Below are 14,796 nucleotides of genomic sequence, written 5' to 3'. Positions count from 1 at the left end.
ACCTAGCAGTGGAGGGTCTGCGGCGGGAGGTTGATAGTGTCGGTTGGCCGAGTTCGCGCGCGGTCGACCGCGCACCATCCACAGGAGCACACCGTGACCAACCCTCTCGCCCCCGGCTCGCTCGACGGCCGTGTCGCCGTCGTCACCGGTTCGTCCCGCGGCATCGGCGCCGACACCGCGCGATACCTGGCCGACGCCGGCGCCGCAGTCGTCGTCAACTACCGCAGCAAGGCGCCGCGCGCCGAGAAGATCGTCGCGGAGATCGCCGCAGCGGGCGGCCGGGCGATCGCCGTCGGCGCCGACCTCACCGACGCCGACTCCGTCGCGGCGCTGTTCGCGACGGCCGAGGCCGAGTTCGGCCCGGTCGACCTGCTCGTGCTCAACGCGTCCGGCGGCATGGAGTCGGGCATGGGGGAGGACTACGCCATGCGGCTCAACCGCGACGCGCAGGTGAACGTCGTCGACCGTGCGCTGCCCCACCTCGCCGAGGGCGCCCGCATCGTCTTCGTGACGAGCCACCAGGCGCACTTCATCCGCACCACGCCGACCATGCCCGAGTACGAGCCGGTCGCGCTCTCGAAGCGGGCCGGTGAAGACGCGCTGCGCGAGAAGCTGCCCGAGCTCGAGGCATCCGGTGTCGGCTTCGTGGTCGTCTCGGGCGACATGATCGAGGGGACGATCACGGCGACGCTGCTCGAGCGGGCCAACCCCGGCGCCATCGCGGCCCGCAAGCAGGACGCCGGCCGGTTGTACAACGTCTCGGAGTTCGCGGCGGAGGTCGCCCTCGCGGCCGTCGAGCCGATCCCCGCCGACCACACGCGATACGTGGGGGATGTCACGGGCTTCACGCCCGCCTCCCTCGACTGAGCGCAGCAGGTGACGCGATGAGGCCGGCGGGAGCATCTCCCGCCGGCCTCGATCGTCGTTCGGTGGTCAGGCCGTCGGCGCCACGCCCTTGCCGAAGGTGAACGCACGGACGATCTGCACGATCCCGAGCACGACGAGCGCGATGCCGGCGAACCAGAACAGGAACACGGCGCCCCAGATCGGCGAGAAGAGCAGCACGATCCCGGCGACGAGGCTGAGGATGCCGAAGAAGATCGCCCACCCCTTCGACGCGGCATCACCGGACTGCACCAGCGCGACGATGCCCTCGACGATCCAGAGGATGCCGACGAAGATGCCGAGGAAGATACCGAAGAACACGGCCGACTCCGACGGATTCGCGAGCACGACGATGCCGGCGATCACGAAGAGCACGCCGAGCACGATGTCGAGCGCCCTCGAGCCGCCCGAGATGCCGCGCGAGAAGATCCCGAGACCGAGGTAGGCGATACCGGCGATCAGGAAGTAGAGGCCGAAGATCCACGCAAGCGCGATCGCGGACTTCTGCGGCGCGAACGTGATGAACAGGCCGACGATCAACGACACGGCGCCCGAGATGCCGAGCGTCGCGCGCACCGTGTTGATCGCGGACTTCGACAGGTCTGCGGCGTCGAGCGAGAATGCGGCGAACGCGGAACCCGACTGCGGACTGGACATGGTGGTACCCCCTTCTGGCGCGACGACGGTCGCTCGTCCCTCAGGCTAGGGCTGTACGGCGGCTGTGCGCCGGATGTGTGCTCGCGAGTCGCACCGTGACGACATCGTGACCTGTCGGGCGGGAGGATGGCCGTGGCCGCGCGTCGGGCCCTACTATGACGGCCATGCGCGAGACGTCGAGACCAGGCCCCCGCTGCTTCGTCCTTGCGTCGGCGGTCCTGATCCTCCTCGCGGGTTGCGTCGCGGAGCCGACGCCGCAGGCCCCGCCGCCGACGACGGAACTCCCCGCGGAGCCGGGCGCGTCCCCGACGCCCTGGGATCCGGGTGACGTACCGGATGCCTCGGACGCGGTCGAACTGCTCCCCGCGCAGCGGGGCGACTGCGCGGTCGACCCGTCCTTGGGCGGCACGGTCGCGCTCGTCGTCGTGTCGGACGACGATGAGACGCCGGTCGAGGTGACCTACGACGTGTTCCGCACCGACGGCACGATCGCCGTGCGGCGGATGACCCAGCCGGGTCCCATCCTGATGGCGGTGCAGCAGGACTGCACGGACGGGGTCGTCTCCAGCCCGTGGCAGTTCCGGGCGACACGTCCCGGCGGTGGTGCGCTGTCGTGCTGGATGACCTACGGCGGCCGCCAGGTCACCGCGGACAGCGCCTTCGCGGAGGGCGCTGACGAGGAGCTCGCCGTCGACTGCACCGGCCATCCGGGCATGTGAGCGCGATCCGTGCCACGATCGTCGGGATGGCCACCGCGAACGACGACGACCGCCGACTGCGCGAACTCGCGCTGCTGCGCCGGGTACGCGACCGCATCGACCGCGAGTATGCGCAGCCGCTGGATGTCGACGCGCTCGCGCGGGGCGCGCACCTCTCCGCGGGGCACCTGAGCCGCGAGTTCAAGAAGGCCTACGGCGAGTCGGTCTACAGCTACCTGATGACCCGACGGATCGAGCGCGCCATGGCCCTGCTCCGGCGCGGCGACCTGAGCGTCACCGAGGTCTGCTTCGAGGTCGGCTGCTCCTCGCTCGGCACGTTCAGCACCCGGTTCACCGAACTCGTCGGGGTGCCGCCGAGCGTGTATCGCCACCAGCCCGACGGCATCTTCGAGGCGGTGCCGTCGGTACTCGCGAAGCGCGTCGCCCGTCCGGTGCGCCGGCGGGCGGACGGCTGACCGACTCCGGGCGTCAGCCGGCGGGCGTCAGCGGCGCCTCGATGGCGCGGTCGTAGGCATCGCGCGCCGTCGCGACGTCGGCCTGGTGCTGCTCGGTCCATGCGACCAGGGCCTGGACGGTCGCGTGCAGGGAGCGTCCGAGGGCCGTCAGCTCGTACTCGACCCGGGGCGGGACGACCGGGTACACGGTCCGTCGGACCATCCCGTCGCGCTCGAGGTTGCGCAGCGTCACCGTCAGCATCCGCTGACTGACGCCGTCGATGACGCGCTTGAGCTCGGAGAAGCGCATCACCCGGTCGTCGAGGAGCGCGATGACCAGCAGCGACCACTTGTCGGCGAGCCGGTCGAGGATCTGCCTGACCTCGCAGTCCTCGCGGGCATCCCACTGGAAGGCGTCCCAGTCACCGCCGTCGTGGCCGCCCTCGAGGTCGTCGTGGTGCGACCGGTCCCGTTCGATGGTTCCCCGGGAGTAACCCGGTGACGTCGAAGTGCCGTCTTCCGTCATTCCCCAATGGTCACTCATGATGTGGTCAGGCACAAGAGGTAACCACGTGAGGAGAACCGCATGTCCATCGACACATCGTCGACCGCCGTCCCGGCGTCGGATACCGCACCGGAGTTCGACCGGCTCAGGGGTCGAGCCCTGGGTCTGCTCGTCGTCCTGTGCGGTGCCGCGTTCCTCGAGGGTGTCGACGTCGCGATGTTCGGCATCGCCCTGCCCGTGATCCGCGCCGACCTCGGGCTGGCGACGGGCGAACTGCAGTGGGTCGTGAGCGCGTACATCCTCACCTACGGCGGGTTCATGCTCCTCGGCGGCCGGGCCGCCGACCTCCTCGGGCGGCGACGGGTCTTCCTCGTGGCGATGGCCGTCTTCCTCCTCTTCTCCGGGCTCGGCGGCGTCGCGACCGAGTCGTGGATGCTCCTCACCGCACGTGCGGTGACCGGCGTGGCCGCGGCGTTCATGATGCCTGCCGGGCTGTCGATCATCACGACCTCGTTCGCCGAGGGCGCGCAGCGCACACGGGCGTTGCTGATCTACGCCGGCATCGGTGCGGCCGGGTTCTCGGTCGGCCTCGTGCTCGGCGGCATCCTGACGATGTTCGGGTGGCGGTGGGTGTTCTTCGCCCCGGTGGTCGTCACCTCCGTGCTGATCGTGCTGGCGGCGGTGCTCGTGCCGCGCGACACGGTCGCCGGTGTCGGACCCGCGCGACGGGTCGACGTCGCCGGAGCGATCGTCGCGACCGGCGCCTTCCTCGCCCTCATCACCGCCATCGAGCAGTCGACCCACGCCGCGCCCGCCGTCAGCCTGTCGCTGCTGGCCCTGAGCGCGATCGGGTTCGTCGCCTTCGCGGCGATCGAGCGCCGCGCGTCCGACCCGCTCATCCCGCGGGGCTTCCTTGACCGCGCGCCCCTGTTGCGCGCCTACCTCGGCGCAGCGGCGCTGGCGGCGGGCTTCATGGGATTCCAGTTCATCGTGGTGCTCTACCTGCAGGAGTTCCGTGGCTGGTCGCCGTTGCTCACGGCCCTCGCGCTGCTGGTGCTGGGCATCGACATGATCCTCGCGCCGACCCTGACGCCGCGACTGGTCGCCCGGTTCGGGCTGTGGCCGACGATCCTCGTCGGCCTGGCCGCCGCACTGGCGTCCTTCCTCCTGTTCCTCCCGGTCGGCGCCGACTGGGTGTACGCGGCGATGTTCCCGAGCTTCCTCGCGCTCGGCCTGGCGTTCACGTTCGCCTACGGGCCGCTGACGGTGGCCGCGACGGAGGGGGTCGACGACGCCGACCAGGGGCTCAGCGGGGGACTGCTGTACACGGCGTTCCAGTTCGGCGCCGCGATCGGCCTCGCAACGACCGGGGCGGTGCTCATGGCCGCCGAGCCTGCCGGACCGGTCGACGCGACGCGGATCGCCCTCGTCGTCCCGATCGTGGTCGCCGCCGTGGGCGTCGTGATCGCGATCGCCGGCGTCGCCGCGGGCCGGCGACGGCGCGCGCTCGCCAGCTGATCCACTCGAGGCATCCGCTTCCGGATCCGATCAGGAATCGAGAAGCGGATGCCGCGCCCCGCGCGTAGCGTGACGCGCATGGACATCACGATTCAGTACACGTTCCTCCCGCACACCGACCCCGAGGCATCCCTCGCGTTCTACCGCGACACCCTGGGGTTCGAGGTCCGCAAGGACGTCGGCTACGAGAACATGCGATGGATCACCCTCGGACCCACCGGTCAGCCGGAGACCTCGATCGTGCTCACTCCGCCCACGCCCGACCCCGGCACGACCGACGAGGAACGGCGCATGGTCGCGGAGATGATGGCGAAGGGCACGTACGCCAGCATCGTGCTCTCGACGCCCGACGTCGACGGCACGTTCGACCAGGTGGCCGCCAGCGGTGCGGAGGTCGCGCAGGAGCCCATCGACCAGCCGTACGGTGTCAGGGACTGCGCGTTCCGCGACCCCGCGGGCAACATGGTCCGCATCCAGCAGCCGAACTGAGACGTCCGTGCTGCAGGACGATGCGCCGCGCGTCGGCGGCGCCCGCCATGATGGTGCCATGACGAATCCCGCCGACAGCCACGACCTGATCCGGGTCCAGGGCGCCCGCGAGAACAACCTCAAGGACGTCTCCGTCGAGATCCCCAAGCGGCGCCTCACGGTGTTCACCGGAGTGTCCGGTTCGGGCAAGAGCTCGCTCGTGTTCGACACCATCGCGGCGGAGTCGCGACGCCTCATCGACGAGACCTACAGCGCCTTCGTGCAGGGATTCATGCCGTCGGTCCCGCGACCCGACGTCGACGTGCTCGACGGCCTCACGACCGCCATCATCGTCGACCAGGAGCGGATGGGCGCGAACCCGCGCTCCACGGTGGGCACCGTGACCGACGCGAACGCGATGCTGCGCATCCTCTTCAGCCGCCTCGGCGAACCGTACATCGGCGGACCGACGGCCTTCTCGTTCAACATCCCGACGCAGAAGGCCAGCGGCGTGATGACCGGGCCGAAGGGCGAGAAGAAGATCGTGCAGGAGGCGATCTACCTCGGCGGCATGTGCCCGCGGTGCGAGGGCCGCGGACAGGTCTCCGATCTCGACCTGTCGCAGATCGTCGACGAGTCGAAGTCGCTCGACGAAGGCGCGATCATGGTGCCCGGCTACACCGCCGACGGTTGGATGGTGAAGGGGTTCTCGGCGTCGGGGTTCTACCCGGCCGACAAGCCGATCTCCCAGTTCACCGAGAAGCAGCGCGACCTCTTCCTCTACGGCGAGGTGACGAAGGTCAAGATCAGCGGCATCAACATGACGTACGAGGGCCTGATCCCCAAGATCACGAAGGCGATGCTCTCGAAGGACCTCGACGCCCTCCAGCCGCACGTCCGGGCGTTCGTCGAACGCGTCGCGACGTTCGCCAGGTGCCCGGAGTGCGACGGCACACGGCTCACCGAGGGCGCCCGTTCCTCGAAGATCCAGGGCGTCAGCATCGCCGACGCGTGCCGCATGCAGGTCACCGACCTCGCAGAGTGGGTGCGCGGGCTCGACCTGCCGGAGGCCGGGCCGCTGCTCGATGCGCTCGGGGCGAACCTCGACGCGTTCGTCACGCTCGGCCTGGGCTATCTCAGCCTCGAGCGGCCCTCGGGCACGCTGTCGGGCGGCGAGGCGCAGCGCATCAAGATGCTGCGTCACCTCGGCTCATCGTTGACGGACGTCACGTACGTGTTCGACGAACCCACGATCGGGCTGCATCCGCACGACATCCAGCGCATGAACTCGCTGCTCCTGCGACTGCGCGACAAGGGCAACACCGTGCTCGTCGTCGAGCACAAGCCCGAGACCATCGCGATCGCCGATCACGTCGTCGACCTCGGCCCGGGCGCCGGCGGCAACGGGGGAGAGATCGGCTTCGAGGGCACCGTCGACGGCCTGAAGGCGAGCGGCACCGTCACCGGTCGACACCTCGACGACCGCGCGACGATCAAGCCGGCGGTGCGCTCGTCCGCCGGCGCGATCGAGGTCCGCGGGGCGACCGCGAACAACCTGCAGGACGTCGACGTCGACATCCCGCTCGGCGTCCTGACGGTGGTGACCGGGGTCGCCGGGTCAGGCAAGAGCTCGCTCATCCACGGATCCGTCGCGCCGCGGCCGGGGATCGTGTCCATCGACCAGGCGGCGATCAAGGGATCCCGGCGCAGCAGTCCGGCGACGTACACGGGGCTGCTCGAGCCGATCCGCAAGGCGTTCGCGAAGGCGAACGGGGTGAAGCCCGCGTTCTTCAGCGCGAACTCCGAGGGCGCGTGCCCGAGTTGCAAGGGTTCGGGCGTCATCATCACCGAGCTCGGGTTCATGGACACGATCGAGACGCCGTGCGAGGACTGCGGCGGAAAGCGTTTTCAGGCCGGAGTGCTGGAGTACAAGCTCGGGGGACTGGACATCACCGAGGTACTCGACCTTCCCGTCGCGCAGGCGCGCGAGTTCTTCTCATCGGGGGAAGCGAAGATCCCGGCGGCCGCGGCGATCCTGGGGCGACTCGAAGACGTCGGGCTCGGCTATCTGCACCTCGGGCAGCCATTGTCGACGCTGTCGGGTGGCGAGCGGCAGCGCATCAAGCTGGCGATCGCGATGGGGGAGTCGGGCGACGTCTACGTGCTCGACGAACCGACGACCGGACTGCACCTCGCCGACGTCGACAACCTGTTGCGCCTGCTCGATCGGCTCGTCGACTCCGGCAAGTCGGTCATCGTCATCGAGCACCACCAGGCGGTCATGGCGCACGCCGACTGGATCGTCGACATCGGCCCCGGCGCCGGCCACGACGGCGGTCGCGTGGTGTTCGAGGGCACGCCCGCCGACCTCGTCGCGGCGAAGTCGACGCTCACGGGGGAGCACCTCGCGGAGTACGTCGGAGCGTGACCGTGGACGCCGAAACGACGCTGAAACGCCTCGTCGAGACCATCGACGCACACGACTGGGCGCGGCTAGGCGACCTGCTCCACGAGCGCTTCACCTGCACGCTCGTCCACACCGGCGAGCGATTCGGCCGTGACGCCTGGATTCGACTGAACGCCGAGTATCCCGGATTCGAACACATGTTCCTCGAGGATGCGGTCGCCGTCGGAGACCGGGCCGTCGGCCGCGCCCGGGTCACCGGGCGTTCCGGCGACGAGGTGCAGGAGTTCCAGGTCGCATCGTTCCTCACCGTTGCGGACGAGCAGATCATCGAACTGGTCGAAGTCTGGACCGACGTCGGGCAATCAGCACCTGACGGCACGCGTCCCGGCGATTGACCGCGTGACCTGACGCCCGTTCTCGTCCGGATCGTCCGCCGGCTCAAGCGCAGTTCTAATCAGCGCCGATAATGCACATTATGTCTGAACGTATTCCCCGAGCAGCCGGTCCGAGCGGCCGACTGTGAACTCACCGGGCACTGCGCCCCGGGCAGTCGGAGCCCGATCGCCCCAGCGAGGATGCGTGACTACGCGACGACGAGCGCAATGACCGCCGCGGCCGCCGACACGACCGCGAGCAGCAGCGCGATGCCGATGAGCACGGCGTGCACCGTGTAGAAGGTCGTGCGCCTCCCCTGCTCGTCCCGTGCACGCGGGTCGGCTGCGATGCGCTTGAGGAATCGCGGCCAGACGATGACATTGAACGCGGCGTTCACGAGCAGGAGGACGGCGAGGAGCACGAGCACCTCGCCAGCCTAGGCGAGCGAGCCATGGGGCTCGACGAGCCATTCGAACACAGGTACGAATGACCGCGAACTGCTACTCCCCCTGCTCCCCCGCCGACGCCTCGTACTTCTCGAGCCGCCGACCCGAGGCGGGCATCCCGAGTTCGTTGAACGGCCCCTGGACGTCGTGCTCCGGAAGCCGCCGCTCGGTCGGGCAGATCAGGATGATGTTCCCGCCGTACTCCTCAACGAAGCGGTGGGCGTGCATCGGATCGCCGCAGACCGGGCAGGGCGAGTCGTCCTTCGGCGGCGCGGGCGGCCCCTCGCCGGTCGGACCCGGCGGCGACTCGAAGACCGGGGTGAGTGCCCGATCGACTCGGTCGAAGAAGTGCGTGAACGCGTTGCCGTCATCTTGGCGGCCCGCTGCGTCGCGTGCCATGGTGCAGATGGTACGCCCGCGTGCGGTCGCACCGCCAGCCTGCGCTCCGTGCGCGTCGCTACGCTGAATCCCATGACGGATGCCCCTGCCACGCCCGCTGCCCGCCCGATCACGCTCATCACCGGTGCGAGCCGCGGCATCGGGCGCGCGATCGCCGAACGCCTCGCCGCCGACGGGCACGACCTCGCGCTGACGTACCGCGAACGCAGAGATGCCGCCGAAGAGGTCGCTGATGCGTGCCGCGCGCTCGGCGCGCGCGTCGAACTGTTCGAGGTGGATTTCGCCGACCTCGAGGCTGCCGACCGGCTCGTTCCCGAGGTCGTCGCCGCTCTCGGCGCGATGACCGGCCTGGTGAACAATGCCGGCATCACCGGCCGCATCGGCGGATTCCTCGATGCGCCGATCGAGGAATCGGAGCTGGTCTTCCGCATCAACGTGCTCGCCCCGATCGTGGTGACCCGTGCGGCGATCGCGCACATGTCCACCGACCTCGGCGGTTCAGGCGGTGCGATCGTGAACATCTCGTCCGGTGCGGCGACGAACGGCTCGCCGCACACCTACGTGCCGTACGCGATGAGCAAGGCCGCACTCAACATCCTCACGCTCGGCACCGCACGTGAGTTCGCGGCGGCGGGCGTCCGCGTGAACACCGTCTCCCCGGGCACGACGTACACCGAGATCCACGCGGCGGCCGGTCGCCCCAACGCGCCCGAGGAGCGCGCGCCACGCATTCCCATGCAGCGCGCGGGGCATCCGCACGAGATCGCCGGCGCGGTCGCCTACCTGCTCTCCGACGACGCGTCGTACACGACCGGCACCGACATCCGCGTCGCGGGCGGCAACTGAGCTGCTCCCCTACGTCTCGCCGAATCCGGATGCCGCGAGCTCGGCGACGGCATCCACCGCCGCAGCACCCGACGGGTCGTCGCTGGAGATCTCGATCTCGGCGCCCTGCGTGAGGCCGAGCGCCATGATGGCCAGCAGGCTCTTCGCGTTCACCCCGTTGACCGTCACCGGTTGATCGAAGGTCGCCGCGAGCTTCACCAGCTCGGCTGCCGGCCGTGCGTGCAGTCCGTCGGCGTTCACGAGCGTCACCCTGCGCGTCGGACCGGCAGCGGATGCCTCCGCCGGCGGTTCGCCCGCGGGTGAGGCGCCCGCGGGCGGAGCGGCATCCGCATCGGGTGAACCTGCGGCGGTGCGTGCCGCCGCCGCGACCGCCTCGAGGTCGTCACCCGCCTCGGCGCTGACCGCGGCCGCGACGCCGCCCTCGACCAACGGCGCGTCGACCAGCCGGACCCGAGCACGCTGGTCGTCGTCGAGGAACTCGAGCGCCGTGTCCGTCGTCAGGATCGCCGAGCCGAGATCGCACAGCACCACGACTCCGTCGCCGGCGTCGGCCTCGCCGATCGCTGCGCTCACCTTCTCGAAACTCGTGCCGATGCGACCGTCGTCGGTGCCGCCCGCGGCCACGAGGCTCGCGTTCGGCGCCATCTGACGGGCGAGGTCGACGAGACCACGCGCGATGAGTTCGGAATGCGAGACGAAGACGATGCCGACCCGGCCCGCCATCTCAGGCACCCGCCGCGTCGGCCGCGGCCTGCAACAGGTACGCCGACGATTGGGCGCCAGGGTCGCGGTGGCCCGCCGAGCGTTCGCCGAGGTAGCTCGCGCGCCCCTTCCGGGCCACGAGCGGCTCGGTGGCCTCGGCGCCGGCCGCCGCGGCAGCAGCCGCCGCCGCGAGCACCTCCGCGGGCGACTTGCCTTCCGCCGCCGCGGCACCGGCCGCGTCGACGGCCGGCGTCCAGGCATCCACCATCGTCTTGTCCTCGAGTTCCGCCTTGCCGCGCGCGACGATGCCGTCGCGCGCGGCCGTGAGGAAGTCGACGACGTCGGATGCCTCGAGCTCGGACTTGCCGGCGACGGCGGTCGACCCGCGCAGGTACGCGGTGCCGTACAGCGGACCGGCCGCACCGCCGACCGTCGAGATCAGCGTGGTCGCGACGAGCTTGAGCACGTCCCCCGGCGTCGCGTCGTCGGCCACGCCGTCGAGCTTGCCGAGCACCGCACCGAACCCGCGGTCGAGGTTCTCGCCGTGGTCGCCGTCGCCGATCTCGCGGTCGAGGGTGATGAGCTCGACCCGATGCTCCGACACGGTCGCCGCACTGCGCCGCACCCAGTCGAGCGCCCACTCGGTGCCGAGCGCGCCCCCGTCCGCCATCAGCGACCCCACCGCAGCGCGGCCGTCTGCACCGGGGCATCCCACAGTTCGACCATCTCGTCGTCGAGCTTCAGCAGCGTCACCGAGAAGCCCTGCATCTCGAGCGACGTGATGAAGTTGCCCACGAGCGAACGGGTGACCTCGATGCCGCGCTCGGCGAGCACCTCGGCGGCACGTCGGTACGCGAGGTACAGCTCGACCTGCGGCGTGCCGCCCATGCCGTTCAGGAACAGCAGCACCCGGTCGCCGGAGGCGTAGGGCAGGTCCTCGAGCACCGGCTCGAGCAGTCGGTCGACGAGCGCGTCGGCGGGCTCGAGCTTGATGCGCTCGCGACCCGGCTCGCCGTGGATCCCGATCCCGATCTCGACCTCGTCGTCGGCGAGCGTGAAGCTGGGCTCCCCTGCGTGCGGCACGGTGCAGGGCGTGAGCGCCATGCCCATCGAACGTGCGTTCGCGTTCACCCGCTCGGCGATCTCTGCCACCTCGTCGAGCGAGTCGCCGCGCTGCGCCGCAGCGCCGGCGATCTTCTCGACGAGCACGGTGCCGGCGACCCCGCGCCGACCCGCCGTGTAGAGCGAGTCCTTCACGGCGACGTCGTCGTTGGTGACGACGGCGCGCACCTCGATGCCGTCCGCGGCGGCGAGGTCGGCTGCGGTCTCGAAGTTGAGCACGTCGCCGGTGTAGTTCTTCACGATGTGGAGTACCCCGGCTCCCCCGTCGGCGGCCTTCGTGGCGGCGAGGATCGGGTCGGGCGTCGGCGACGTGAACACCGCGCCGGGCACGGCCGCGTCGAGCATGCCGTAGCCGACGTATCCCGCGTGGAGCGGCTCATGGCCGCTGCCGCCGCCCGAGACGAGGCCGACCTTGCCTGCGACCGGCGCGTCGGCCCGTCGGACGAACAGCGGGTCCGTCTCGACCGTGACGATGTCGGCGTGTGCGATGCCGAATCCGGCGACGGATTCGTCGACCACCTGCTTCGGGTCGTTGATGATCTTCTTCACTTCGCCCTTCCCTCCCCTGGGCTCGCGCGGCGTTGCGCCTCGATGCCGGATCGGCATCACGGTCAACGCTATTCCAGTGCGAGGTCCGCGGGAAGGGCGCGGTCGCTGTGGGATCGAAACGGCCCGTCCGAACGATCGGTCGGCGCGCACGACCCGCCGAATCCGCTCTTCCAACCGCACGACCGGCGCCGATATGGTGGCACCAGCGCGCGATGATGCAGCGCAACGATTGGGGGCGTCATGAATCTCGGAGTGATATTCATCTCGGAGTTGGTCGGCACGGCGATGCTGGTCCTCCTCGGTTGCGGCGTCGTCGCGAACGTCGCACTCATCCGCACCAAAGGCAACGGCGGCGGATTCCTCATGGTCAACATCGGCTGGGGCCTCGCGGTCTTCGCCGGTGTGATCGTGTCCTACGCGTCGGGTGCGCACCTCAACCCGGCCGTCACGCTCGGCCTGATGACGAACTACCTGGCGGAGGGCAAGGCCGACTACGTCCCGGGCATCCCCGTCGACGCGGCATCCACACTCACGTACATCGGCGCACAGCTGCTCGGCGCGATCATCGGTGCAGTGTTCGTGTGGCTGGCCTACAAGCAGCACTTCGACGAGGAGCCCGAGCCCGCCAACAAGCTCGGCGTCTTCTCGACCGGCCCGGCGATCCGCTCCTACGGGTGGAACTTCGTCACCGAGGTCATCGGCACGTTCGTGCTGGTGTTCGTCATCCTCGGGTTCAGCTACGGCGGAACCCCGGCCGAGCTCGGTGCCATCCCGGTCGCATTCCTGGTGATCGTGATCGGTACCTCGCTCGGTGGTCCGACCGGCTACGCGATCAACCCCGCACGCGACCTCGGTCCGCGCATCGCCCACGCGTTCCTCCCGATCAAGGGCAAGGGCTCGAGCGACTGGGGTTACTCGTGGATCCCGGTGTTCGGCCCGATCGTCGGCGGCGTGATCGCCGGAATCGCGGCACTCGGACTGCTCCCGGTAGTCGGCTGAGCAGAGGGGCCGGTTCGCGACAGCGAACCGGCCCCTTCGCTTTCCGGCGGCGACCGGTGACGCACCGGAAGCCGCAACATGCACCACCACGCACCGCATCGTCGCCGTGCGAGCCATCCTCGCTCTGCGACATCCAGTAATGAAATGAGAGGACGGCATGGCCGACTACATCCTGGCCATCGACCAGGGCACCACCAGCACCCGCGCGATCATCTTCGACAAGGGTGGATCGATCATCTCGACAGGTCAGCTCGAGCACGAGCAGATCTTCCCCAAGGCCGGCTGGGTCGAACACGATCCGCTCGAGATCTGGACCAACACCCGCGAGGTGATCGGGCAGGCCCTCGGCAAGGCCGACCTGACCCGCCACGACATCGCCGCGGTCGGCATCACCAACCAGCGCGAGACCGCCGTGGTGTGGGACAAGAACACCGGGCAGCCCGTCTACAACGCCATCGTCTGGCAGGACACGCGCACGCAGCCGATCGTCGACCGCCTCGCCGCCGACGGCGGCGTCGAGCGCTTCAAGCAGGACGTCGGCCTCCCGCTGGCGACCTACTTCTCCGGCACCAAGATCGTATGGATCCTCGAGAACGTCGAGGGCGCCCGCGAGAAGGCTGAGGCCGGCGACCTGCTCTTCGGCACGACCGACTGCTGGGTCCTGTGGAACCTCACGGGCGGCGTCGACGGCGGCGTCCACGCGACGGATGTCACGAACGCCAGTCGCACGCTGTTCATGGACCTCGAGACCCTGAGCTGGCGCGACGACATCCTCGAGGCATTCGGCGTTCCGAAGTCGATGCTCCCCGAGATCAAGAGCTCCTCCGAGGTCTACGGCACCGTCGAGTCGTCGAGCCTGCTGCGCGAGGTGCCGGTCGCCGGCATCCTCGGCGACCAGCAGGCCGCGACGTTCGGGCAGGCGGCGTTCGACCAGGGCGAGTCGAAGAACACCTACGGCACGGGCAACTTCCTGATCTTCAACACGGACACCGAGATCGTCCACTCGAAGAACGGACTGCTCACGACGCTCGGCTACAAGCTGGGCGACCAGCCGGCGCACTACGCGCTCGAGGGATCGATCGCCGTCACGGGTTCGCTCATCCAGTGGCTCCGCGACAACCTGGGCCTCATCTCGAGCGCGCCGGAGGTCGAGGAGCTCGCCAAGTCGGTCGAGGACAACGGCGGCGCGTACTTCGTCCCGGCGTTCTCGGGCCTGTTCGCGCCGTACTGGCGTCCTGACGCCCGCGGCGCGCTCGTCGGCCTCACCCGCTACGTGAACAAGGGGCACATCGCCCGTGCGGCGCTCGAGGCGACGGCGTTCCAGACCCGCGAGGTGCTGGACGCCGTCAACGCGGACTCGGGCGTGGAACTCACGGAGCTGAAGGTCGACGGCGGCATGATCGCGAACAACACGCTCATGCAGTTCCAGGCCGACATCCTCGGCGTGCCGGTCGTGCGCCCCGTGGTCGCCGAGACCACGGCGCTCGGCGCGGCCTATGCGGCCGGCCTCGCGGTCGGCTTCTGGTCGGGCCTCGACGACCTCCGCGCCAACTGGCAGGAGGACCGCCGGTGGGAGCCGAAGATGGAGGCCGACGAGCGTGAGCGCCAGCTCAGGCTCTGGAAGAAGGCCGTCTCCAAGACGTTCGACTGGGTCGACGAGGACGTCTCCTGATCGTCGCCACCCGCTGAACGACCAGGGGCGGGCGGATGCCGAGGCATCCGCCCGCCCCTCTCGTCGCGTCCGTGGCGCCGGCGAGCCGATGCG

17 protein-coding genes are annotated in these 14,796 nt (G+C 69.8%); 10 read left to right on the top strand and 7 right to left on the bottom strand.

The window, feature by feature from the left end; translation table 11 throughout:
* The first annotated feature begins 93 nt into the window (after positions 1 to 93).
* Positions 94 to 867, top strand: a complete 774-nt coding sequence (locus ELQ40_RS09185) for an SDR family oxidoreductase (RefSeq protein WP_127793419.1) — start codon at positions 94 to 96, stop codon at positions 865 to 867.
* A gap of 66 nt (positions 868 to 933) precedes the next feature.
* On the opposite strand, the gene ELQ40_RS09180 is transcribed toward ELQ40_RS09185, so the two are convergent.
* Positions 934 to 1,542 (bottom strand): HdeD family acid-resistance protein, encoded by a 609-nt coding sequence (locus ELQ40_RS09180; RefSeq protein ID WP_127793418.1) that lies wholly within the window; start codon positions 1,540 to 1,542, stop codon positions 934 to 936.
* 164 nt (positions 1,543 to 1,706) lie between these two features.
* Here ELQ40_RS09180 and ELQ40_RS09175 point away from each other — a divergent pair, with 164 nt between their 5' ends.
* Positions 1,707 to 2,261, top strand: coding sequence for a hypothetical protein (locus tag ELQ40_RS09175; protein WP_127793417.1), 555 nt, complete (start codon positions 1,707 to 1,709; stop codon positions 2,259 to 2,261).
* Positions 2,262 to 2,287: 26 nt separating this feature from the next.
* Positions 2,288 to 2,716, top strand: a complete 429-nt coding sequence (locus ELQ40_RS09170) for a helix-turn-helix transcriptional regulator (protein ID WP_127793416.1) — start codon at positions 2,288 to 2,290, stop codon at positions 2,714 to 2,716.
* A 13-nt stretch (positions 2,717 to 2,729) separates the two neighbouring features.
* Here ELQ40_RS09170 and ELQ40_RS09165 read toward each other — a convergent pair whose 3' ends face one another.
* Positions 2,730 to 3,221, bottom strand: coding sequence for a helix-turn-helix domain-containing protein (locus tag ELQ40_RS09165; RefSeq protein WP_127793415.1), 492 nt, complete (start codon positions 3,219 to 3,221; stop codon positions 2,730 to 2,732).
* A gap of 60 nt (positions 3,222 to 3,281) precedes the next feature.
* On the opposite strand from ELQ40_RS09165, the gene ELQ40_RS09160 reads away from it, so the two are divergent.
* The 4 genes from ELQ40_RS09160 (at position 3,282) to ELQ40_RS09145 (ending at position 7,988) form a co-directional block, all read left to right on the top strand.
* Entirely contained in the window at positions 3,282 to 4,718 is a 1,437-nt protein-coding gene (locus ELQ40_RS09160) for an MFS transporter (RefSeq protein ID WP_127793414.1), read from the top strand.
* Between the two features lie 78 nt (positions 4,719 to 4,796).
* On the top strand, positions 4,797 to 5,207 hold the full coding sequence (locus tag ELQ40_RS09155; RefSeq protein WP_127793413.1) for a VOC family protein: 411 nt from the start codon (positions 4,797 to 4,799) through the stop codon (positions 5,205 to 5,207).
* A 58-nt stretch (positions 5,208 to 5,265) separates the two neighbouring features.
* Positions 5,266 to 7,614, top strand: coding sequence for an excinuclease ABC subunit UvrA (locus ELQ40_RS09150; RefSeq protein WP_127793412.1), 2,349 nt, complete (start codon positions 5,266 to 5,268; stop codon positions 7,612 to 7,614).
* A gap of 2 nt (positions 7,615 to 7,616) precedes the next feature.
* Entirely contained in the window at positions 7,617 to 7,988 is a 372-nt protein-coding gene (locus ELQ40_RS09145) for a nuclear transport factor 2 family protein (RefSeq protein ID WP_127793411.1), read from the top strand.
* Between the two features lie 188 nt (positions 7,989 to 8,176).
* On the opposite strand, the gene ELQ40_RS09140 is transcribed toward ELQ40_RS09145, so the two are convergent.
* Positions 8,177 to 8,395 (bottom strand): SCO4848 family membrane protein, encoded by a 219-nt coding sequence (locus ELQ40_RS09140; RefSeq protein ID WP_127793410.1) that lies wholly within the window; start codon positions 8,393 to 8,395, stop codon positions 8,177 to 8,179.
* Positions 8,396 to 8,468: 73 nt separating this feature from the next.
* Complete coding sequence (locus ELQ40_RS09135) at positions 8,469 to 8,813, bottom strand: hypothetical protein (protein WP_127793409.1); 345 nt, start codon at positions 8,811 to 8,813, stop codon at positions 8,469 to 8,471.
* 72 nt (positions 8,814 to 8,885) lie between these two features.
* Here ELQ40_RS09135 and ELQ40_RS09130 point away from each other — a divergent pair, with 72 nt between their 5' ends.
* Complete coding sequence (locus tag ELQ40_RS09130; RefSeq protein WP_127793408.1) at positions 8,886 to 9,659, top strand: SDR family NAD(P)-dependent oxidoreductase; 774 nt, start codon at positions 8,886 to 8,888, stop codon at positions 9,657 to 9,659.
* Positions 9,660 to 9,668: 9 nt separating this feature from the next.
* Here the strand turns inward: ELQ40_RS09130 and dhaM are convergent, their stop codons facing one another.
* Genes dhaM through dhaK form a run of 3 tightly spaced genes read right to left on the bottom strand, consistent with a single transcriptional unit; the run spans position 9,669 to position 12,032 of the window.
* The gene (gene dhaM / locus ELQ40_RS09125; RefSeq protein WP_127793407.1) at positions 9,669 to 10,382 is read right to left on the bottom strand and encodes a dihydroxyacetone kinase phosphoryl donor subunit DhaM; all 714 of its coding nucleotides are present in this window, start codon (positions 10,380 to 10,382) and stop codon (positions 9,669 to 9,671) included.
* 1 nt (position 10,383) lies between these two features.
* Positions 10,384 to 11,031, bottom strand: coding sequence for a dihydroxyacetone kinase subunit DhaL (gene dhaL, locus ELQ40_RS09120; RefSeq protein WP_127793406.1), 648 nt, complete (start codon positions 11,029 to 11,031; stop codon positions 10,384 to 10,386).
* Entirely contained in the window at positions 11,031 to 12,032 is a 1,002-nt protein-coding gene (gene dhaK, locus ELQ40_RS09115; protein ID WP_127793405.1) for a dihydroxyacetone kinase subunit DhaK, read from the bottom strand. Before dhaK ends, dhaL begins: the two co-directional genes overlap by 1 nt.
* Before the next feature lie 240 nt (positions 12,033 to 12,272).
* On the opposite strand from dhaK, the gene ELQ40_RS09110 reads away from it, so the two are divergent.
* Together ELQ40_RS09110 and glpK are read left to right on the top strand one after the other, a co-directional pair.
* Positions 12,273 to 13,031 (top strand): MIP/aquaporin family protein, encoded by a 759-nt coding sequence (locus ELQ40_RS09110; RefSeq protein WP_127793404.1) that lies wholly within the window; start codon positions 12,273 to 12,275, stop codon positions 13,029 to 13,031.
* A 157-nt stretch (positions 13,032 to 13,188) separates the two neighbouring features.
* Positions 13,189 to 14,703: a glycerol kinase GlpK gene (glpK, locus tag ELQ40_RS09105; protein WP_127793403.1), complete on the top strand. Its 1,515-nt coding sequence runs from the start codon at positions 13,189 to 13,191 to the stop codon at positions 14,701 to 14,703.
* Positions 14,704 to 14,796: the final 93 nt, after the last annotated feature.

Origin of the sequence: Agromyces sp. LHK192, assembly GCF_004006235.1 — a bacterium.
In the GTDB taxonomy this organism is placed as follows: domain Bacteria; phylum Actinomycetota; class Actinomycetes; order Actinomycetales; family Microbacteriaceae; genus Agromyces.
This window is presented reverse-complemented; position numbering and strand designations above follow the sequence as displayed.